The 21,495-nt window shown below is 67.9% G+C and carries 18 protein-coding genes; 7 read left to right on the forward strand and 11 right to left on the reverse strand.

All coding sequences use genetic code 11. The features are described 5' to 3' along the window. Positions 1-1,017 (forward strand): EF-P beta-lysylation protein EpmB, encoded by a 1,017-nt coding sequence (epmB, locus tag ACZK13_RS14400; RefSeq protein ID WP_172711787.1) that lies wholly within the window; start codon positions 1-3, stop codon positions 1,015-1,017. Positions 1,018-1,082: 65 nt separating this feature from the next. On the opposite strand, the gene ACZK13_RS14405 is transcribed toward epmB, so the two are convergent. The 3 genes from ACZK13_RS14405 to ACZK13_RS14415 form a co-directional block, all read right to left on the reverse strand. Further along, positions 1,083-3,209 carry a putative bifunctional diguanylate cyclase/phosphodiesterase gene (locus ACZK13_RS14405; RefSeq protein WP_478481847.1) on the reverse strand — a complete coding sequence of 709 codons (2,127 nt, stop codon included), beginning with the start codon at positions 3,207-3,209 and terminating at the stop codon, positions 1,083-1,085. Beyond that, on the reverse strand, positions 3,206-4,108 hold the full coding sequence (locus ACZK13_RS14410; RefSeq protein WP_032952775.1) for a phosphate/phosphite/phosphonate ABC transporter substrate-binding protein: 903 nt from the start codon (positions 4,106-4,108) through the stop codon (positions 3,206-3,208). Before ACZK13_RS14410 ends, ACZK13_RS14405 begins: the two co-directional genes overlap by 4 nt. Positions 4,109-4,184: 76 nt before the next feature. Beyond that, a complete protein-coding gene (locus tag ACZK13_RS14415; protein WP_049423915.1) occupies positions 4,185-4,955 on the reverse strand; it encodes an RNA methyltransferase in 771 nt (256 codons plus the stop codon). Between the two features lie 120 nt (positions 4,956-5,075). Between ACZK13_RS14415 and ACZK13_RS14420 the strand changes: the two genes are divergently transcribed. Beyond that, on the forward strand, positions 5,076-5,903 hold the full coding sequence (locus tag ACZK13_RS14420) for an inositol monophosphatase family protein (protein ID WP_049401244.1): 828 nt from the start codon (positions 5,076-5,078) through the stop codon (positions 5,901-5,903). 690 nt (positions 5,904-6,593) lie between these two features. Here the strand turns inward: ACZK13_RS14420 and htpX are convergent. After that, positions 6,594-7,460, reverse strand: a complete 867-nt coding sequence (htpX, locus tag ACZK13_RS14425) for a protease HtpX (RefSeq protein WP_049457138.1) — start codon at positions 7,458-7,460, stop codon at positions 6,594-6,596. Positions 7,461-7,553: 93 nt separating this feature from the next. On the opposite strand from htpX, the gene gluQRS reads away from it, so the two are divergent. The 3 genes from gluQRS (at position 7,554) to phaR (ending at position 9,955) form a co-directional block, all read left to right on the forward strand. Continuing rightward, a complete protein-coding gene (gluQRS, locus tag ACZK13_RS14430; protein ID WP_478481849.1) occupies positions 7,554-8,474 on the forward strand; it encodes a tRNA glutamyl-Q(34) synthetase GluQRS in 921 nt (306 codons plus the stop codon). 17 nt (positions 8,475-8,491) lie between these two features. Beyond that, positions 8,492-9,232, forward strand: a complete 741-nt coding sequence (gene phbB, locus ACZK13_RS14435; RefSeq protein WP_049423910.1) for an acetoacetyl-CoA reductase — start codon at positions 8,492-8,494, stop codon at positions 9,230-9,232. A gap of 183 nt (positions 9,233-9,415) precedes the next feature. Beyond that, complete coding sequence (gene phaR / locus ACZK13_RS14440) at positions 9,416-9,955, forward strand: polyhydroxyalkanoate synthesis repressor PhaR (protein WP_032130258.1); 540 nt, start codon at positions 9,416-9,418, stop codon at positions 9,953-9,955. A 74-nt stretch (positions 9,956-10,029) separates the two neighbouring features. Here phaR and ACZK13_RS14445 read toward each other — a convergent pair whose 3' ends face one another. The 6 genes from ACZK13_RS14445 to ACZK13_RS14470 form a co-directional block, all read right to left on the reverse strand. Then, positions 10,030-10,983 (reverse strand): TraB/GumN family protein, encoded by a 954-nt coding sequence (locus tag ACZK13_RS14445; protein WP_285301632.1) that lies wholly within the window; start codon positions 10,981-10,983, stop codon positions 10,030-10,032. A gap of 1 nt (position 10,984) precedes the next feature. After that, the gene (locus ACZK13_RS14450; protein ID WP_293797719.1) at positions 10,985-11,917 is read right to left on the reverse strand and encodes a DUF1684 domain-containing protein; all 933 of its coding nucleotides are present in this window, start codon (positions 11,915-11,917) and stop codon (positions 10,985-10,987) included. An 11-nt stretch (positions 11,918-11,928) separates the two neighbouring features. Next, positions 11,929-13,836: a DNA mismatch repair endonuclease MutL gene (gene mutL, locus ACZK13_RS14455; RefSeq protein ID WP_478481851.1), complete on the reverse strand. Its 1,908-nt coding sequence runs from the start codon at positions 13,834-13,836 to the stop codon at positions 11,929-11,931. A 121-nt stretch (positions 13,837-13,957) separates the two neighbouring features. After that, positions 13,958-15,520, reverse strand: a complete 1,563-nt coding sequence (locus tag ACZK13_RS14460; protein ID WP_478481853.1) for an N-acetylmuramoyl-L-alanine amidase — start codon at positions 15,518-15,520, stop codon at positions 13,958-13,960. 82 nt (positions 15,521-15,602) lie between these two features. After that, complete coding sequence (gene tsaE / locus ACZK13_RS14465; protein ID WP_049401237.1) at positions 15,603-16,085, reverse strand: tRNA (adenosine(37)-N6)-threonylcarbamoyltransferase complex ATPase subunit type 1 TsaE; 483 nt, start codon at positions 16,083-16,085, stop codon at positions 15,603-15,605. Next, positions 16,082-17,566: an NAD(P)H-hydrate dehydratase gene (locus ACZK13_RS14470; protein ID WP_253143612.1), complete on the reverse strand. Its 1,485-nt coding sequence runs from the start codon at positions 17,564-17,566 to the stop codon at positions 16,082-16,084. Before ACZK13_RS14470 ends, tsaE begins: the two co-directional genes overlap by 4 nt. 23 nt (positions 17,567-17,589) lie before the next feature. On the opposite strand from ACZK13_RS14470, the gene queG reads away from it, so the two are divergent. Both queG and xseA read left to right on the forward strand, forming a co-directional pair. Further along, positions 17,590-18,660: a tRNA epoxyqueuosine(34) reductase QueG gene (queG, locus tag ACZK13_RS14475; RefSeq protein ID WP_253143613.1), complete on the forward strand. Its 1,071-nt coding sequence runs from the start codon at positions 17,590-17,592 to the stop codon at positions 18,658-18,660. 45 nt (positions 18,661-18,705) lie between these two features. Next, positions 18,706-20,037 carry an exodeoxyribonuclease VII large subunit gene (xseA, locus tag ACZK13_RS14480; RefSeq protein ID WP_478481855.1) on the forward strand — a complete coding sequence of 444 codons (1,332 nt, stop codon included), beginning with the start codon at positions 18,706-18,708 and terminating at the stop codon, positions 20,035-20,037. A 530-nt stretch (positions 20,038-20,567) separates the two neighbouring features. Here the strand turns inward: xseA and ACZK13_RS14485 are convergent. After that, a complete protein-coding gene (locus tag ACZK13_RS14485; RefSeq protein ID WP_106468687.1) occupies positions 20,568-21,464 on the reverse strand; it encodes a M48 family metallopeptidase in 897 nt (298 codons plus the stop codon). Between the last annotated feature and the right edge of the window lie 31 nt (positions 21,465-21,495).

Raw genomic sequence — 21,495 nt, forward strand, 5'->3', positions numbered from 1 at the left:
ATGCAGCTTTCCGCCTTCCCCCGGCCCCAGTCGCCAGGCGCGCCCGCGCGCTGGCAGCAGCTCTGGCGCCAGGCACTGCGCGACCCGCAGGCGCTGCTGGCCCGGCTGCAGCTGGACCCGGCGGCACTGGGCGTCTCCGAAGCGGCCATGGCCCAGTTCGCGCTGCGCGTGCCGGAGGGGTTCGTGGCCCGCATGCGCAAGGGCGATCCGGCCGATCCGCTGCTGCGGCAGGTGCTGCCGATCGACGAGGAAATGCGCCCGGCGCCCGGGTTCAGCTTCGATGCGGTGGGTGATGGTGCGGCCAAGAAGGCCACCGGCGTGATCCAGAAGTACCGTGGCCGCGCCCTGCTGGTGGCGACGGGCAGCTGTGCGATCAACTGCCGCTACTGCTTCCGCCGCCACTTCGACTATGGCGCGGAGAACGCCGCCAAGGGTGGCTGGCAGGAAGCCGTAGCCGCCATCGCCGCCGACCCGGACATCGACGAGGTGATCCTGTCCGGCGGTGACCCGCTGTCGCTGGCCACGCACAAGCTGGTCGAGCTGACCGACGCCCTGCGCGCGATCCCGCATATCCGCCGCCTGCGCATCCATACCCGGCTGCCGATCGTGCTGCCCGAGCGCGTGGACGATGAACTGGTCTCCTGGCTGGGCAGCCTGCCGTGGCCGCTGGCGGTCGTGGTCCACGCCAACCATGCCAATGAATTCGATGCCAGCGTGGACGCGGCGATGGCCCGCCTGCGCGGCATCGGCGCCCAGCTGCTGAACCAGGCGGTATTGCTGCGCGGGGTCAACGACAGCGTGCAGGCCCTGCAGGACCTGAGCGAGCGCAGCTTCGCCGCCGGCGTGCTGCCCTACTACTTGCACCAGCTGGACCGGGTCGAAGGTGTGGCCCACTTCGAAGTGGACGACACCCGGGCCAAGGCATTGATTGCCGGGTTGACCGCGCGCCTGTCCGGCTATCTGGTCCCGAAGCTGGTACGCGAACTGCCCGGCGACCCGAGCAAGCGCCCGGTGTAATTCCGTAGCGGGGGTCATCCCTTTTCCTGCGGAAAAGGGATGACCCCCGGCACAACGTCAATCGGTCAAACGCCCGATTCGATCATCCGCACCACTTCGGTGGCGGTGACCGGGTGGCTCAGCCAGTAGCCCTGCCCCAGATCGCAGCCGCGCTGCGCCAGCAGTTCGAACTGCGCCTGCTGCTCGATGCCCTCGGCCACCACCGTGATGCCCAGCGCGTGGGCCATGGCGATGATCGCCGTGGTCAATGCGAGGTCGTCGGGATCACGCTGCATGTCGGCCACGAAGCTCTTGTCGATCTTCACGCCGTCCACCGGCACCTGGCGCAGATGACTGAGCCCGGAGAAGCCGGTCCCGAAATCATCCAGCCAGACCTTCACGCCGGTGCGGTGCAGCTTGTCCAGCAGCTGCGCGGCGACCATCTCGTCACCGATCACCGCGGTCTCGGTCAGCTCCAGATGCAGGCGCGACGCTGGCAGCCCGGACTCATGCAGGCATTGCGCGACCAGCGCCGGCAGTTCGCCGCCGCGCAGCTGCCGCGGTGACACGTTGACCGATACGAACAGGTCGTCGCCTGCCACGCCACGTGGCCATTGCGAGGCCTCCATGCAGGCCGCACGCAGTACTTTCGGGCCGATGATCTCGATCAGGCCGCTCTGCTCGGCCACCTCGATGAACACCGATGGCGGTATCGTGCCCAGGGTCGGATGCTGCCAGCGCAGCAGCACTTCGACGCCGACCATGCGGCGGTCGCGCATGCGGAAGATCGGCTGGTAGGCCAGGCGCAGTTCGCCTCGCTCCCAGGCGCCGCGCAGCTCCTGTTCCATATGCACGCGACGTTCGACCGCGTGGTCCATCGCCCGGCTGTAGTAGCGATAGCAGTTCTTGCCGGCCATCTTCGCCTGGTACATGGCGATGTCGCCGTTTTTCAACAGGGTGGTCGCATCGGCCGCATCGTCGGGGAACAGGGTCACGCCGATCGAGGTGCCCAGGAACAGCTCCCTGCCCTGCACCACCAGCGGCCTGCCCAGCTCGCGCACCAGCACTTCGGCCAGCAGCCGCGCGTTGGCGGCCACATCACCGTCGCCCACCAGGATCACGAACTCGTCACCGCCGAAGCGGGCCAGCAGGGCCTCGTCGCCGCCTGCCTCCGCAACGGCGCGGCCGATGCGCTGTGCGAACTGCAGCAACGCCTCGTCACCGGCCTCATGGCCAAGCGTGTCGTTGACCCGCTTGAAATCGTCGATGTCGGCGAACAGCAGGCCCAACCGGTGATTGGCGGCACGCGCCGCCATCAGCCGATGGTCCAGCGCTTCGCGGAATGCCAGCCGGTTGGTCAGCCCGGTCAGCGCGTCGGTATAGGCCATACGCCGCACTTCGCGGTCATGGCGTGCGATCGCATCGCGCATCCGGGCGAAACCGCGGACCAGTTCGCCGACCTCGTCGTCGCGGGTGTTCTCGGCCAGGGGTGTCTGGTAGTCACCGGCCTCGATGCGGCGGGCGGCGACGGCAAGATCACGGATCGGCGCGACCAGGGTGCGCTGCACGTACAGGATCACCACCACGCCGATCACCACCAGCAGGCCCAGCATCAGCAGCAGCCAGCCCAGGTGACGGCTGCCAACCTGCTGCAGGCGCTCGCCCAGGGTGGCGTTGGCCGCCTGCTCGCGCTGCTGCACCTCATCCAGCGCCATGCCGACCCGGACGCCGCCAATGCGCTGGTTGCCGATCATGATCGGCATGGCGTTGTCGAGCACCTTCGGCGATTCCTGCACGACCAGCATCTGCGCGGCCGCGGCCTTGGGTGCCAGTGGATCGGCCATCGGCTGACCGAATCCAGACACCTCGACCGAGCCATCGTGTACCAGCCGGCCGCGTTCATCGAACACCAGTACATAGCGCACCACGGGCTGGCGCGCGGTACTGCGCACCAGTACGCCCACCTGGTCCAGGTCACGGTAGTACAACGGGTTGGCCAGCGCGTCGGACAGCTCACGCGCCATCGCCTCGCCGCGGCTGCGCACGCTGCGGTCGAACAATTCATGGATGACGCCGCCGCTGAGGTTGCGCACCTCGCCCTGCATCGCGGCCTGCCGACCCAACAACACCGCAAGGATCGCGATCACCACGACCATCGCCCCGCCCATCGCGAGCAGGAACCGGGCCTGCATCCCCGAGCCAAGCCACTTCATTCCACTTCCATCCGCACGCGCGTCAATCCTTGTTTCAATTCATCCAACCGCTGCTGCGCATGCGCATCGACGCGGTGGAATCCGGAAGTGCCAAAAAACCGATGCAGCGCCCCCTGTGCCTGCGGGTCGCTGGCTGCCTGCAGCAGTACTTCCTGCAGGCGATCGCGCACGCGTGGATCAAGGTCGGCGCGGACCATCTCCACCGCACGCGGGTAGGGCTCGGTGCGCAGCAGCTCGCGGAAGTCGCGCCGGAACGCTGCCGGCATCCGCCGCTCGTCGTTCCAGTCCACGCTGCTCACCGCCCCCACGTCAACCACCCCCTTGTGCACGAACGTCGCGATGTTCAGCTCGCTGCGTGCAAATACGTAACCCACACTGTCCCGGCCCGGCATGTCCCATGCTCCGGCCAGGATCTGGGGCGACAGGCCCTCCTGCAGCAACGTCATCACCGGCACCAGATAGGCACTGGTGGACGCCGTGTTCTGCAGGGCCAGGCGATGGCCCCGCAGATCCTGCACGCGCTGGATCGGGCTGTCGCGGCGCACGAAGAACACCGTCTGGTAATCCCGCACGCCGTTGCGCTCGGTCAGCAGCAGTGGACGGGCGCCACTGCGCTGGCCCAGCGCCACCGCCGTACCGGAGGTTTCCGTGACCCAGTCGACCCTGCCCCGCCGCAGATAGCTGGCCATCTGCTGCGGGTCGCGTGCCATCAGGATCCTCCCCTCCTTGATGCCAACGTCGTGCATGCGCGCCACCACGTAGTCCAGCAATGGTTGCAGCTGCTCGTAATGGGCCTTGGGATCATCGCTGATCCGGCCCAACACCAGCACCGGGTCCGGTGCTGCACGCACCGTCCCGGCCAGCAGGACCATGGCCAGGCTCAGCAGTCCCCCCTGCATTGCCTTTCGCAGACCCGACACAGGCTTCATCCCCCCTGGGTATCCGGACAGACTACCCGAAAAAATGAGAACGTCGTCAGCTGTCCTTGCCGCCTGCCTGGGCCAGTCGCGCCATGCGCTGGGTGTCGGCGAGGATGCCGCGCAGCAGGCGCACTTCCTGCTCGCTCGGCTCACTGCGCAGGAACAGGCGGCGCAGCTTGCGCATCGCCGATTCCGGGGCGCGGCCCTTGTGGAAATCGATCTCGTCCAGCGTGTCGCCAAGCTGGGCGAAGAAGCTCTCCATCTGCTCGTGGCTGGCCGCCTGTTCGCGGAAGCCGGGCTCGGCATCGGTGGCCGGCTGCGCGCCCAGCAGCTGCATGCGCGTTTCATAGGCCAGCACCTGCACGGCGGCAGCCAGGTTGAGCGAGCTGAACTCAGGGTCGGACGGGATGTGCACCGCTGCATGGCAGAGCTGCAGTTCCTCGTTGGTCAGGCCGGTGCGCTCACGGCCGAACACCAGCGCCACCTCGGCGCCCTCGCCGGCCTTGGCCACCGCGCGGGCAGCGGCATCGGCGGGCAGGTATTCCTCCAGCTGGACGCGGCGGGCACGTGCAGTGCAGCCCAGCACCAAGCGGCAGTCGGCCACGGCTTCGGCCAGGGTGGCCACCACCGGGGCGTCACCGAGTACGTCTTCGGCACCGGCCGAGCGGCGGAAGGCCTCCTCGTCCAGTGGCTTTTCGGGGGCAACCAGCACCAGGCGGGCCAGGCCCATGGTCTTCAGGGCGCGGGCGGCGGCGCCCATGTTGCCGGGGTGCTGGGTACCGACCAGGACGAATCGGAGGCGGGTGGCGGCAGGAAACTGGGACATGAACAGGGAAAAGGTCGAGCTGGACGATGACCAATGGTAAACTGTGCGGCCGGCCACTGCGCCGGACCCGCTCTTTTCCCCCGCCAGTCCATCTCTTCTGCCTTTCCGGGAGCCCACGCCATGCAGAAACCCGCCGTAACCGTCATGGTCAAGGCCGCCCGCCTCGCCGGCAACGTCCTGTTGCGCAACATCAACAAGCTCGAGGCACTGAACGTGGTGCAGAAGGGCCGGATGGACTACGCCAGCGAAGTGGATGCGGACGCGGAAAAGGTCATCGTCAAGGAACTCAAGCGCGCCTACCCCGAATACGGTGTATTCGGCGAGGAAGGCGGCGTGCAGGGCGAGCGTCGCCACATGTGGGTCATCGACCCGCTGGACGGCACCAGCAACTACCTGCGCGGCGTGCCGCACTACTGCGTGTCGATCGCCCTGGTCGAGAATGGCGAGCCGACCGATGCGGTCATCTTCGACCCGCTGCGCAATGAACTGTTCACCGCCAGCCGTGGCGCCGGCGCCGTGCTGAACGACCGCCGCATCCGCGTGGCCGAACGCAAGGATCTGGAAGGCACGATGATCCACACCGGCTTCGCGCCGCGTGAGCGCAACCGCGCCAGCGCCCAGCTGAAGGCGGTCGACGCCCTGCTGGTACACGGCGAAGACATCCGCCGCACCGGCTCGGCGGCACTGGACCTGGCCTACGTGGCCTGCGGCCGCGCCGACGCCTACTTCGAAGCTGGCGTGAAGGCGTGGGACATCGCTGCCGGCCTGCTGCTGGTCCGCGAGGCCGGTGGCAAGGTCTGCGACTTCAAGGGCGCCACCTTGGGCCGCATGGACAACCGCGGTCCGGAGACCCACCAGATCGTGGCCGGCAACCTGAAGGTGGCCGAGTCGCTGCAGAAGGTACTGGTCAACACCGGTTACGCGGCGGAGTTCGACGCGAAGTTCTGATCTGCGCGTAGACGCGGTTCATGGAGACGGCACCTGCGAAGGTGCCGTTTTTGTTTGTGCGCCGACGCATTGGTAGCGCCGGGCGATGCCCGGGGATCATTTCCGCGACCGCGGAGGGGTGTTACTTTCTTTGTGCGCAAAGAAAGTAACCAAAGAAACGCTCCGCCAGGGCGCGAGCCGTCGCTACGCGCCGGTACCCTGCGCTTCTCGGCGAATCAGGGGACGGCGCCGAACTCGCTGCGCTCAAACACCGGCGCCTCTTCGCCCCTGATTCCCCTGCGATGCTCGGCTCGCTCAAGGCGGACTGGAAGGTCAAGATCAACAGCAACAGCATCCACGCGTGGCGTGGATCAACCGGGTGCGGCTGTGGCATTTGACCTTGGTTCCGCCTTGAGCGAGCCGAGCACCGCAGGTCCGGCGAGGGCGAAGAGGTGCGGGTGTCTGAGCGCAGCGAGTTCCCGCACCGTCCCTCGACGGACCGAGGAGCGCAGGGTACCGATGCGCAGCATCGGCTCGCGCCCTGGCGGCGTGTTTCTTTGGTTACTTTCTTTGCACGAGCAAAGAAAGTGACACCTCTCCGCAGGCGCGGAAACGATCCGCCGGGCACGACCCGGCATCCGCAATGCATCCCTCAAACAAAAACGCCCGGCGCGAGGCCAGGCGTTCCTGCACTGCCTTGGAAGCGGAGGCTTACGCCACCGTCGACGCCCGCAGCGCGGCGATGCGCTCTTCCAGCGGCGGGTGGCTCATGAACAGCTTCTTCGCGGTCGAACCGGCAATACCGAACGCCGCGATCTGCGTCGGCAGCGTGCTCTGGCCGTGGTTGAGCTGCAGGCGCTCCAGCGCGGCGATCATCTTCTGGCGGCCGGCCAGCGAGGCACCGCCTGCGTCGGCGCGGAACTCGCGATGGCGCGAGAACCACATCGAGATCATGGTGGCGAACAGGCCGAACACCATCTCCAGCACGAACACGATGATGTAGTAGGCGAAGCCGCGGCCGCCACCTTCGCGGTTGCCCGACAGTGCGCTGTCGATGATGCCGCCGACCACGCGGGCCAGCACGATCACGAAGGTGTTCAGCACACCCTGCAGCAGGGCCATGGTGATCATGTCACCGTTAGCGACGTGGGCGATCTCGTGGCCCAGCACCGCTTCGGCCTCGTCTTCGCTCATGTTGTGCAGCAGGCCGGTGGACACCGCGACCAGCGCGTTGTTGCGGTTGGCACCGGTGGCGAAGGCATTGATCTCCGGACCTTCATACACGGCCACTTCGGGCATGCCGATGCCGGCCGCCTTGGCCTGGCGCTCGACGGTAGCCAGCAGCCAGCGCTCGGTCTGGTTGCGCGGCTCGGTGATGACCACCGCACCGGTGGAGCGCTTGGCCATCCACTTGGACAGCAGCAGCGAGATGAAGGAGCCACCGAAACCGAAGATGCCGGCCATGATCAGCAGGCCGCTCATCTTGCTGGGGTCGGTTCCCAACAGCGACATCACGATGCTGGCCAGGATCAGCACGGCAAAGTTCGTGGCCAGGAAGAGGGCAATACGGGTGAACATGGGAAATTCCGGCTCGGAAGGGGTCGATATCGATCAATTTGCGGTGCGGTCAGCTTGAATTCAAGCGCCAACCTGACCGACGATTCAGCCAGCATGACCTCCCCCATTCCCTGCGGCCGTTTCGCCCCTTCGCCGACCGGCCTGCTCCACCCCGGATCCCTGCTCGCCGCCTTCGGCAGCTGGCTGCTCGCCCGCCATCACGGCGGCCTGTGGCGGCTGCGCGTCGAAGACGTCGACCCGCCGCGCACCGTGCCCGGTGCGGCGGAATCACAGCTGCAGGCGCTGGCCGCGTTCGGCCTGGTCCACGATGGCCCGGTACTCTGGCAGAGCACGCGCGGCGAGGCCTACCAGGCCGCGCTGGATGAACTGCTCGCCAGCGACCAGGCCTTTGTCTGCCACTGCAGCCGCAGCGACCTTGCCGCCGGCGGCGGCATCCATCATCGCTGCGTCGCCCGGCAACCACGACCGGACCCGGCCGTCCGCTTCCGCGTGCCGCCCGGCAGCCTTGTGCACTTCGACGATGGCCTGCGCGGCCCGCAGCAGCAGGACGTGCATGCCGAGGTCGGCGACTTCGTGCTGCGCCGCGCCGATGGCTGCTGGGCCTACCAGCTGGCGGTGGTGGTCGATGACGCCGCGCAGGGGGTGACCGAAGTGGTGCGCGGTGCCGACCTGCTCGACTCCACCGCGCGGCAGATCCTGCTGCAGCAGGCGCTGGGCCTGGCGGTACCGCGCTACTGGCACCTGCCGCTACTGCTCGATGCGCCGGGCCACAAGCTGTCCAAGTCGCTGGCGTCGCTGCCGGTGGACAGCGCACGCCCGCTGCCGGTGCTGCGCCAGCTCTGGCAGCTGCTCGGCCAAGCCCCTGAGGCGCTGGCGCAGGCACACGATCTGGACGCGCTGCTGGCCACCGCTCGACAGGCCTTCGACCCGGCGCGGTTGCCGCGTAGCGACATCCTGTTGCCGGCCGGCGCACTTTCCGCGCCGATGTTGCAGAATCACCCTTCCCCCACCTGATACCCGGACAGCACTCCATGACATCTCGCGTCGCACTGGTCACCGGCGGAACCGGCGGCATCGGTACCGCCATCTGCCAACGCCTGGCCGACCAGGGCCACCGGGTCGCCACCAACTACCGCGACGAGGCCAAGGCCCGCGCCTGGCAGCAGGCGATGACCGAACGCGGCTACAGCGTGTCGATCTTCCCGGGCGATGTCTCCGATCCGGACAGCGCCGAAGCGCTGGTGCGCGCGGTCGAGGCCGAACTGGGTCCGGTCGAGATCCTGGTCAACAACGCCGGCATCACCCGCGATACCACCTTCCACCGCATGCGCGCGGACCAGTGGCACGATGTGATCAACACCAATCTCAATTCGGTGTTCAACGTCACCCGTCCGGTCATCGAGGGCATGCGCCGCCGCGGCTGGGGCCGGGTCATCCAGATCAGCTCGATCAACGGCCTGAAGGGCCAGTACGGTCAGGCCAACTACGCGGCGGCCAAGGCCGGCATGCACGGCTTCACCATCTCGCTGGCCCGCGAGAACGCCGGTTTCGGCATCACCGTCAACACCATTTCGCCCGGCTACGTCGCTACCGACATGGTGATGGCGGTGCCGGAGGAGGTGCGTGCCAAGATCATCGCCGACATCCCCACCGGACGCCTGGGCAAGCCGGAGGAAATCGCCTACGGCGTCTCGTTCCTGGTCGCCGATGAAGCCTCGTGGATCACCGGTAGCAACCTGGACATCAACGGCGGCCACCATATGGGTTGGTAAGCCGCGCAGCGGGCCATCGCGGCGAACACCGCCGGCCCCTGCCAAGAGTCATGCTGCGCAGCACGCAAACCCTTGTTGCGCAACATGATCGCCGCCGAAAGCCAAGCCTGGCGGGGGCTGAGGCGGTTGCAACGGCTGCTGCACTGCGCCATGCTGCGCGTCTACTGTGACGAGTACCGCTTCATGGCTGCGACCCGCATCATCAAGAAGTATCCGAACCGCCGTCTCTACGACACCGAGATCTCCAGCTACATCACCATCGAGGACGTGCGCCAGCTGATCCTGGACGGTGAAGACTTCGAAGTCCGCGACGCCAAGAGCGGCGACGACCTCACGCGATCGGTCCTGCTGCAGATCATCGCCGACCAGGAACAGGACGGCGAACCGATGCTGTCCACCCAGCTGCTGAGCCAGCTGATCCGCTTCTACGGCGACTCCCTGCAGGGCTTCATGGGCAACTACCTGGAGCGCAGCATGCAGGTCTTCCTCGACCAGCAGCAGCAGTTCCGCCAGCAGATGGGCAACCTGCTGGGGCAGACCCCGTGGGCGATGATGAACCAGCTGACCGAGCGCAACCTGGAGCTGTGGCAGGAATTCCAGCGCAACATGGGCACGGGCTTCGGTGGCCCGCGTCCGGGCGGCACCGGAACGGGAACCGGCGCAGGTACCGGCAACAAGCCGAACGAACCGGGCACCGGCACCGGCGGCAAGACCCGCCGCTGAGCTGCTGCAACGGCTGATACGAAAACGGCGCGCCCCTGGCGCGCCGTTTTGTTTGGCATCGCGCCAACGATACGTCAGCGTTTCGCCTTGCACCCCGTGCATACGCGCTCGACCTTGTAACCCTTCGCCTTCAGCTTCTCGACCACGCCGTCGTTGCCCAGCAGGTGCAGCGTGCCCACCACCACCAGCGTACCGCCCTGCCCGGCCTGCAGGTACGGCAGCAGCTTCGGCACCCAGGCGTCATTGCGGCCGGTATTGATGCGCTGATACAGCTGCGGATACTGCTGGCGCATTTCCGCCGCCATCCGGGTCCACAGCACGCGCTCGTCACCGCGGCGCCAGGCGTCGTGCAGCTGGCGTGCCTGCTCGTCGGCCTTGCCGGCCTGGTCCAGCGCTTCGGCCAGCATCTGCCGCTGTTCCTGCAGCGTCATTCCGTCGAGCATGCCGATCTGGGTGTCGATGTCTTCCAGTCCCGCAGTCTTGCGCCCGGTCTTCTGCGCACGCTCCATGAAGTGACGGTCCAGGCCCAGTGCCGGGTCCAGGCCCAGCTTCTGCATCTGCCCGACCGAAATGCTCAGGCCGACAAACCACGGCTTCATCCCCTGCATCTGCGCCAGCGGCAGCTTGTTTTCGGTGGCGAACACCTGCAGCTTCTGCCAGGTCGCAGCATCCAGATCGCGCTTGAGCTCGCTGCCATCGGTGCGCACCGCCGCCTGCACCATGCGGCTGGCCAGCTGTGGCGACTGCATGTCTTCCGGCGACAGTTCGAACACGACCCGCTGCGAGGCCTCGAACGCCTGTTCAACATCGGGCGACAACGGGTAATCCTGCGGCTTCAGCAGGTGGAAGGAACCGAGCAGGTAGAGGCGCGAGTCACCCGGGCCGGTCACTTTCCACAGCAACGGCACCGGCGGCTTGGCCGCCGCTGCGCCAGTGGTATCGGCTTGCACGGTACGCGCTGCAACCAGCGGTGCCAGCGCACAGGCCGCCAACAGAACGGAGGCACGCAACAGGGATCTGATCGGCATATCAGCCTTCTCCTTCAGGCAGGTGGTACGCCTTCTCGCCCGCTTCCACACGCAGGTCCAACCGGTTTTCCGGCGGCGCCAACGGGCAGGTCGCGTAGGCGGTGAACGCACACGGTGGGTTGTAGGCATGGTTGAAATCGATGCGCACGGTGCCATCGGCAGCGGGGGCATCGGTATCCAGATAGCGACCGGCCGGATAGCTGCCACGGCCACTGGTGCGATCGGCAAAGATCAGGAACAGCGGCTGCCCCGGCGCACCGATCGCCTCCAGCCGCCAGCTGCGGCCATCGCGCTGGAACTCGACCGCGCCTGCATTGGGCATTTCGGTGGTCAGGCCGGTGATGTCGACGATGGGCAGGGTCTTGCCCGGCGGGTGCGCGATGAAGCGCGCCTGCACCTGCCAGTCCGGGCCGCCCGGCCAGTACTCCAGCCCACCGAAATCGCGACGTGCCGGCGCATCGGCGTGCTTGACCCGCAGCGCATCGCGCGGACCGCGGCGGATGATGCTGAGCTGGCCTTTGCCGCCATCGAAAGCCAGCAGCGTCGGCTGCGCATCCTTGTCGGTGTCGATGCGGATGCGGCCGCGCACCGGCTGGCCATCATGGCTGACATCCACGCCGGCTTCGGGCGTGAAGCACCATTGGCTGCCTTCACGGCGCAGCAGGCCCAGCTTGTCCGGCCCAACCGCCAGGCGGATGCCATTGGTCGCGCCGCTGCCGACGAAGTGGGATTTGTTCTGCAGCCAGTGCAGGCCGACCAGCGCGGTCCAGCCATCGGGCCGGGTCAGGTCCTGATAGCGTGCCACCCGCCACTGCTGCTGCTCGGCGGCATAGGACGGATCCTCCGCGGCCGAGGCTGGTGCCGGCGGCGTCGCCGGGCTGCAGGCGGCCAACACCAAAGCGGCCAGCAGGCCGCCCATTCCCCGATAACGCATCGATGCTCCCCTCAACGTCCGCGCAGGAACCAGCGGTCGATCTCCGCCAGCGAAAAACGGGCCCAGGTCGGCCGGCCGTGGTTGCACTGGCCGGACCGCTCGGTGATTTCCATGTCGCGCAGCAGCGCGTTCATTTCCGGCACGGTCAGGCGCCGGTTGGCGCGCACCGCGCCATGGCAGGCCATGGTCGACAGCAGTTCGTCGCGTGCACTGGCCACGCGCCGGCTCTGGCCGTGTTCGCGCAGGTCGGTCAGCACATCGCGCAGCAGGCCTTCCAGTTCGGCATGCGCCAGCAGCGCCGGAATGCTGCGCACGTGCAGCGCACCGGGACCGGCACGGGTCACTTCGAAGCCGAGTTCGGCCAGGGTTTCACTTTCATTCTCGGCGGTGTCGGCTTCGCGCTCGCCCACTGCGAGCGTGATCGGCACCAGCAGCGGCTGCGACTGCAGGCCGATGCCATCGTGCGCGTTCTTCAGCCGCTCGTAACCGATGCGTTCGTGTGCCGCATGCATGTCGACCACGATCAGGCCTTCGGCGTTCTCGGCCAGGATGTAGATGCCATGCAGCTGCGCGATCGCGTAGCCCAGCGGCGGCACGCCAGCGTCGGCACTGGTGACCGGCAGCCCGTTCTCGGTCGGCATCGGCGGCAGCGCAGCACCGCGTTCGGCGCCGGCCGGTGCGGCATACAGCGCGGCATAGGCCGCCGGTGCATCGGCCACCTGCAATCCCAGCGGTTGCTGCGGGCGCCAACCCGAGAATCCACCACCGCCACCACTCGAACCGGCACCCGGTGCGGCACCGCGTACCAGACCGAAACCGGAGGCACCTGCACTGGAGAGCATCGGTGCCGCGCCTGCATCCACCGGATGCGCGGAGCCGGCGCCGATGTCCTGCACCGACATGCCGGCGCGGGTATCGGCCAGCGCATCCTTCAGCGTGCGGTAGACAAAATCATGCACCAGCCGCGAGTCGCGGAAGCGCACCTCGTGCTTGGCCGGGTGCACGTTGACGTCGACGCGGGTCGGGTCAAGCTCCAGGAACAGCACGTAGGCCGGTTGGCGGCCGTGATACAGCACATCACCATAGGCCATCTTCACCGCATGGGCGACGCTGCGGTCGCGCACCGAGCGGCCGTTGACGTACAGGTACTGCTGGTCGGCGCTGGCGCGCGAATAATGCGGCTGCGCGATCCAGCCGTGCAGGCGCAGGCCGGCACCGCTGTGGTCGACGCGAACGGCCTGGTTGGCGAAATCCTCGCCCAGCGTTTCGGCCAATCGCGCATCGGAATACAGATCGCCCGGCTTGTAGCGACGCGAGGCCTTGCCGTTGTGCGAGACGCGCAGTTCGACATCCGGCCGCGCCAGCGCCAGCGAACGCAGCCATTCTTCGATATGGCCCAGCTCGGTGCGCTCGGCGCGCAGGAACTTGCGCCGCGCCGGTACGTTGTAGAACAGCTCGCGCACTTCCACCGTGGTGCCCGGCGCATGCGCGCGCGGCGTCACTTCGCCGATCTTGCCGCCTTCGATCTGCAGCGCCGAACCGTGTTCGTCATGTGCGCGACGCGAGGACAGGGTGAAGCGGCTGACCGAGGCGATCGACGGCAGCGCTTCACCCCGGAAACCGAGCGTGGCCACCGATTCAAGATCGTCCAGATCGGCGATCTTGCTGGTGGCGTGGCGCGATACCGCCAGCGGCAGCTGTTCCGGCGCGATGCCACTGCCGTTGTCGCGGATGCGGATCAGGCGGACACCGCCCTCCTCAAGATCGATATCAACGCGGCTGGCGCCGGCATCGATCGCGTTCTCGACCAGCTCCTTGACCACCGACGCGGGACGTTCGACCACTTCGCCAGCGGCGATCTGGTTGATGAGGATCTCCGGCAACGGCCGGATCGGGCGCGGATGGGTAGCAGACGTCATGCGGGGATGATAACGGAGCGGCCGAGGGTAGAGTCGAGCCATGCTCGACTGACGGGCTACCGGGAAGGCCCAGTCGAGCGCCGCTCGACTCTACAGAAAGCAGTAACCCGCCTTCGGCGGGTTACTTGCTACCGCCGGCCATGGTGCCGGCGGCGTCGATCTCGGCCTGGGCCCGGGCGGCATACAACGTGCCCGGCGGCGGCTGACGGCTGAAGAACGTGTGCACACCGTCCAGTACCGCACCGGCGATCTTGCGCTGGTAGGCCGGGTCGATCAGGCGGCGCTCTTCATCCGGATTGGAGATGAACGCGGTTTCCACCAGCATCGCCGGCATGTCCGAAGTACGCAGCACCGCGAAGTTGGCGCGCTCGATGTTCGGCTTGTGGTTGTTGCCGATCCGCTTCAGGCCGCCCAGCACATGGCCGGCCGCGTCCTCGGACGCCTTCATGTAGCCGCTCTGGGCCAGATCCAGCAGCACGTTGGCGAGCGTGCCTTCGGTCTGCTGCAGGCGCACGCCACCGACCAGGTCGGCCGCGTTTTCCTTGTCCGCCAGCCAGCGGGCGCGCTGCGAAGAGGCTCCCTTGGTCGACAGCACGTACACCGACGAGCCCGTGGCCGAACGGTTTTCCGCCGCGTCGGCATGGATCGAAATGAAGATGTCGGCCTTGTTCGCACGCGCCTTCTGCGCGCGCATCGGCAGCGGAATGAACACGTCGCTGTCGCGGGTCAGGTAGGCCTTCAGGCCCGGCGTCGCGTTGACCTGGCGGGCCAGCTCACGCGCTACGGCCAGGGTCACATCCTTCTCGCGCTTGCCGGTCGGGCCGATCGCACCGGGGTCCTGGCCGCCGTGGCCTGGATCGATGGCCACCACCAGGTGGCGCATGCCAGCCTGCATGCGGATGCGCGAGGCATCGCTGGGCATGGCCGGACGCGGTGGCACCACCGTGGTCGGAACCGGTGCAGGCGCTGTGGCCGGCGGCGTGGTTACCACGGCGGCGGTACGCTGGCCGGCAAGGATCGCAGCCGGCGATGCGGACGGCGTACTCCTGGCAGCCGTGCCCGCTGCCGCGACCTGGGCCGGTGCAGTGGACGGGGCCGGGGTCGGAGTAGCCGGTGTGGCAGCGGCGGCGCTGGCCTGCTGCTGTACCTGCGCGGTCAACAGCGCGGTGGCGCGCGCGGCGTCGTTGCGCGACTGCGCGCTCTCGGCCGGCGTCGGTGCGGGCGTGTTGACCGGTGCCTGCGGCTGCACCGCCGGCGTCGCTGGCGGGCGGCTGGCGGCCACGGCCGGGCCATCGCCCGGCCATTCGATCACCAGCTTGGATTCATTGCCTTCGCGCTGCATCTGTGGGCGGAACGGCGCCACCGATTCAGCAAGGTCGAAAACGACACGGAAGGTCCCCGGCACCGGCTGTCCGGTACGCACCGCCGTGACCACGCCCTGCGCGGCCGGCATTTTCAGGTTGCGTATGGCGCTGGAGTCCGGGAAATCGACCACCAGGCGGTTCGGTCCGGCCAGCGACAAGGTCTTGTAACCGCCACTGCCGACCAGCGAGATCTCGGCACGGGTGCCGGTGGCGCCGGTATTCAGCAGGACCTGACGGACTTCACCGGCCCACGCACTGACGCTCGCCAGACTCAGTCCGACGGCGGCACAGATGGCAATGAGACGGTTCCCCGGGCGCATGGCTCAGGATTCAATCACCGCGCTGAACGGAATGCAACACCTTTTTCCTTAATAATCCGTAACCTGCCGGTGTTTGTTCTCGTCAGCCGACAGAAATGGCCTGCAAGTCGCCCCCTTGGGGGAGCCGTTCCAGCCATTCATGTCCGACGTCGCTGGCTCCAGTGAGACGGACGCGACGCCCCTGCCCCTCGATCTCCAGCGCCACCACCAGGTCGGTCGGCGGCAGCGCGCCAGCGCCGCGTTCCGGCCATTCCACCAGCCACAACACCGCGCTGCCCTCGTCCAGCCCGAGAAAATCGAGCTCGCCGGCCTGGCCGATCCGGTACAGATCCAGATGCCAGGCCTCGCCACCGCTGGCCAGCGGATAGCGCTCGACCAGGGTGTAGGTCGGGCTGCGGATCGCCCCCTGCACGCCCAGTGCGCGCAGCAGTGCGCGGGCGGTGGTGGATTTGCCGGCGCCCAGGTCGCCGCGCAGTTCGACCAGCGCCTGCGGCGGTCGGGTGGCGGCCAGCCACTGCCCGAGCAGTTCAGTGGCAGCGCTGTCGGCAAGGAAGAAATCGATCATCGGGAAAGTTCCGGGTTGGCCAGTCGCCGCAGCGGCGACAGCAGATCAGTTGGAAGCAGGCCGCGCGCGCCGTCGGCGGCAGCGACGTCGCCGGCAAGCGCATGCAGCAGCGCACCAGCGGCGGCGGCATCGAAGGCGGCCAGGCCTTGCCCACGCAGGCTGGCGATGATGCCTGTCAGCAGGTCTCCCATGCCACCCACGGCCATGCCGGGATTGCCAGCCGCGATCAGTCGTGGCCGTTGCCCCGGCGCTGCGACGATGCTGCCGGCGCCCTTTAGCACCACCACGGCGTGGAAGCGCTCGGCCAGTGCCTGCGCGCAGGTGAAGCGATCGGCCTGGATGTCAGACGTGCTGCAACCCAGCAGGCGCGCGGCCTCGCCCGGGTGTGGCGTAAGGATGGCGTCGGGCAGCGCGCGCGGATCCTGCGCCAGCAGGTTCAGTGCATCGGCATCGACCACCAGTGGCCTGGCGCTGGCCAGCACCCGCGCAAACAGTGCGCGCGCCCATTCGTCCTGGCCCAGACCGGGGCCGATCGCCACCACCCTGGCCTTGTCCAGCAGTGCCGGCAGCGCGTCACCATCTTCCAGTGCATGGGTCATGGCCTCGGGCAGCCGCGCCAGCAACGGGCCAACGTGGTCGCGGCGGGTGCCCAGGCTCAGCAATCCAGCACCCGCGCGCAAGGCGGCTTCGGCCGCCATCGCGATGGCGCCGCCGCTGCCATGGTTGCCGCCGACGCACAGCACGTGCCCGGATTCGCCCTTGTGGGTATTGGTGCGGCGCGGCGGCAGCAGGGCTGGCAGGCGCACCTGCGTCCAGAGCTGCGCAGCGGGTGACACGCCCTGCCATGCGGCCGCGGGTAGCTGCAGCGGCGCCAGCGCCTTCCGCCCGCAATGGTCCAGCGCATCGCCGGTGTACAGCCCGCGATGCGGCACGATGAACTGCACGGTCAGCGCCGCCCTCACCGCCTCGCCCGGTACGGCGCCGCGGTCGGCATCCACGCCACTGGGGACGTCCAGCGCCAGAACCGGTGCCGCCTGCGCGTTGAGCGCGGCAATCAGCGTCCGCGCCACGCCCTCCGGCACGCGATCGAAGCCCAGCCCGAACAGGGCATCGACCCAGATATCGGCCTCGGGAAGCGCGCCGTCGAAATCGGTGAGGGTGCCGCCGTCGGATGTGAATTCCGATGCTGCACGCTGTGCCAGCGCGGTTGACGGTGGCTTCCCCGGCAAGGCGATCACCGTCACCTCACGTCCGGCCTGCAACGCATGGCGGGCCAGCACATGGCCGTCGCCGCCGTTGTTGCCCGCACCAACCACCACGCCGATCCGCTGCGCCTGCGGCCAATGCTGCAGCAGGCACTGCCAGGCGGCCTGGCCGGCCTGTGCCATCAGGCCCCAACCGCCCTCGGCGGCCAGCGCCGAGGCCTGCGCATCAAGCGCACGCGCGGCAGCGGAATCGAACAGATCGGCAAGGTTGGCCATGCGGGGATTTTATACTGGTGCACATGTCCACCGTCCCCGCCCCTGTCGATCCGGCCCAGGCCGTGCAGCGCATCCGCGAACTCGCCCGTGCGCATGGCTTCCAGCGCTGTGGCATCGCCGGCATCGAGCTGGGCGAGGATGAAGCGCACCTGGCCGACTGGCTGGGCCAGGGCCTGTACGGCACGATGGACTGGATGGCGCGCCACGGCACCCTGCGCGCGCGCCCGGCCGAACTGCTGCCCGGCACCGTGCGGGTGATCTCGGTGGGCATGGACTACAGCCACAAGGACGACACCGAAGCTTGGGCAACCCTGGCCGACCCGGGCCGCGCCTACGTGGCCCGTTACGCTTTGGGTCGCGACTACCACAAGCTGATGCGCAACCGCCTGCAGAAGCTGGCCACGCAGATCAACGATGAAGTGGCACCGCTGGGCTACCGCGTATTCGTCGATTCCGCCCCCGTGCTGGAACGCGCACTGGCGCGCAATGCCGGCCTGGGCTGGATCGGCAAGCACACCTGCCTGATCGACCGCCATGGCGGCTCCTGGTTCTTCATCGGCGAGATCTACATCGATATCCCGCTGCCGATCAATGCAGCGGCCACAGCACACTGCGGTACCTGCACGCGCTGCATCGATGTCTGCCCGACCCAGGCCATCACCGGCCCGCAGCGGCTGGACGCGCGGCGCTGTATCTCCTACCTGACCATCGAGCACGACGGCGCCATTCCCGAAGAGATGCGGCCGTTGATCGGCAACCGCATCTACGGCTGTGATGACTGCCAGCTGGTCTGCCCCTGGAACAAGTTCGCCAAGCGTACCGACGAAGCCGATTTCCGCGCGCGCAACAACCTCGATACCGCGCGGTTGGACCAGCTGTTCGCCTGGGATGAAGCCGAGTTCCTGCGCCGTACCGAAGGCAGCCCGATCCGGCGCAGTGGCCATGAACGCTGGCTGCGCAACATCGCCGTGGCACTGGGCAACGCACCGTCCTCTGCCGAAGCGCTCGCCGCATTGCATACCCGCATCGATGATCCCTCGCCGCTGGTGCGTGAACACGTGCAGTGGGCGCTGGGCCAGCACACGGTGCGCTGACGTGCGATCCTGAGCCCCCCGTTCCGCCCGCAGCACGCCGTTCCCATGCAGCCACGCAACAACGACATCCTCACCCCCAGCCAGCTCAACACCCTGGCCCGCGACCTGCTGGAAGGCAGCTTCCCGGCGATCTGGGTCGAGGCCGAACTGGGCAGCGTGGCGCGCCCTGCCTCCGGGCACCTGTATTTCACCCTGAAGGACGCACGTGCGCAGCTGCGCGCAGCAATGTTCCGGATGAAGGCGCAGTACCTGAAGTTCGTGCCGCGCGAAGGCATGCGCGTGCTGGTGCGCGGCAAGGTGACCCTGTACGACGCCCGTGGCGAGTACCAGATGGTGCTGGACCACATGGAAGAAGCCGGCGAAGGCGCGCTGCGCCGCGCCTTCGAGGAGCTGAAGGCACGCCTGGAGGCTGAGGGCCTGTTCGACCCGGCACGCAAGCGGCCGCTGCCGGCGCACGTGCAGCGCCTGGCAGTGATCACCTCGCCCACCGGTGCCGCCGTGCGCGACGTGCTGAGCGTGCTCGGCCGCCGCTTCCCGCTGCTGGAAGTGGACCTGCTGCCGACCCTGGTCCAGGGCAGCAGTGCCGCCGCGCAGATCACCCGCCTGCTGCAGGCCGCCGACGCCAGTGGCCGCTACGACGTGATCCTGCTGACCCGCGGCGGCGGCTCGCTGGAAGACCTGTGGGCCTTCAACGATGAAGCGCTGGCCCGAGCGATCGCCGCCTGCAACACGCCGGTGGTGTCGGCGGTGGGCCACGAGACCGACTTCAGCCTCAGCGACTTTGCCGCCGACCTGCGCGCACCGACGCCGTCGGTGGCGGCCGAGCTGCTGGTACCCGACCAGCGCGAACTGGCCCTGCGCCTGCGCCGCACGGCGGCGCGCATGGTGCAGCTGCAACGGCATGCGATGCAGCAGGCGATGCAACGCGCCGATCGTGCCCTGCTGCGCCTGAACGCACAGAGCCCGCAGGCGCGGCTGGACCTGCTGCGCCGCCGCCAGCTCGATCTGGGCCGGCGCCTGCATGCCGCGTTCAACCAGCAGCAGGAGCGCCGCGCCGCGCGCCTGCGCCATGCGGCGGCGGTGCTGCGCGGGCACCATCCGCAACGCCAGCTCGACGCGATGCAGCGCCGCCTGGCAGCCCTGCGCGGGCGCCCGCAGATTGCGATGCAGCGTCTTCTGGAACGCGATGCACTGCGCCTGCGCGGGCTGGCGCGTTCGCTGGAAGCCGTCAGCCCCCTGGCGACCGTGGCGCGTGGCTACAGCATCCTGACCCGCAGCGATGATGGTGCCCTGGTGCGGCACGTCGACCAGGTGCAGCCGGGTGACGCCCTGCAGGCCCGTATTGGCGACGGCGTGATCGACGTGCAGGTCAAGTAAAGGGGTGTTCGGCAGGGCTGCGCCCTGCACCTGCAGAAGCGTTCAAGCAACAGCAACAGCCAAAGCTGGTATTCCGTGGGATGGCGGGGCGGTGTGGCTGTGCAGGACACGCCGTAAACCCATCCATGGGGGCTCGATGGCGCCATCCATGGCGCCAACGGTCCTGCACAACCACACCGCCCCGCCTCTGACAGATTCCGGAGGCTGTTGGTAGTTGTCGACCTTGGTCGACACGGTAGATCCACGCATGCGTGGATGAATCTCCATCGGAATCGAATATTTCGAATTGAGATCGAAGAGCATCCACGCATGGCGTGGATCTACTGCAGGTCGCGAGAATCTGTCGAAGGCGGGGTGGGTCCGGTTGCGGGAGTGTCCGCGGCATGGATGCCGCGGCCAAGCCCCCATGGACGGGTTTACGGCGTCTCCCGCAACCGGACCCACCCCGCCATCCCACGGAATGCACGCTGTTGCTGTTGCTGTTGCTGTTGCTTCGGCAGGTGCAGGGCGCAGCCCTGCCGAACAACCCTCTACTTTGCCTGCTCGCAGAACTTCTGCCGGTACTCGAGCGCCTTCGGCATCAACGCCTGCAGGTTCTGGATGCGGGTACCCGGGTTGGGATGGGTCGAGGAGAATTCCGGCGGCGCCTGGCCACCGCTGGCCTGGCCCATGCGCTGCCACAGCGGCACCGCCTCGCGTGGATCGAAGCACGCTGCCGCGGCCAGCATCAGCCCCACTTCATCGGCCTGCGTCTCGTGGCTGCGCGCATACGGCAGCAGATACCCATAACCCATCGCCGACATCATCATCTGTTGCTGCTGTGCATCCATGCCGCTGGCGGCGCCGGCCATCTGCCCGATCTGGGTCAGCTTCTGCTGGGCCATGCGCTGTGCACCGTGGCGCAGCAGCGCATGGGCAATCTCATGGCCCATCACCACCGCCATCGCATCACGGGTCCGCGCCACCGGCACCAGCCCGGTGTAGACCGCCATCTTGCCGCCCGGCAGGCAGAACGCGTTGGCCTGCTCGGATGGGATCACATTCACTTCCCACTGGAAATCCCGCGCGAAATGCGCCGGCTGCACGCCGTGCTCCTGGGCCAGCGCGGTCTCCACCACATCGACCTTGGCAATCAACCGCTGGGCGATGTCGCGCACATCGCGCGCGATCGGCGCATTGGGATCCATCGGCCGTTCCTGCGACAGGATCTGCTGGTAGGCCTGCAGCCCCAAAGCGGTCTCCTGCCGCGCATCCAGGCTGCTGTCGATCATCACCTTCTCGCCGGTATACGGATCCACCGTGCGGTTGGAAAACCAGTAGAAGACCGCATAGCCAGCGGCCAGCAACAGCACCCACCAGCGGATGTTGCCGAACAGGCCGCGCCGTTGTGGGCCTTGCGGCGAGCGGGAGAAGGGATCATTGCGCATCGGGTCGGCTTCCAGCGGGCCCCGCCGGCCG

It is taken from the genome of Stenotrophomonas sp. 99219_Sma (assembly GCF_056480785.1).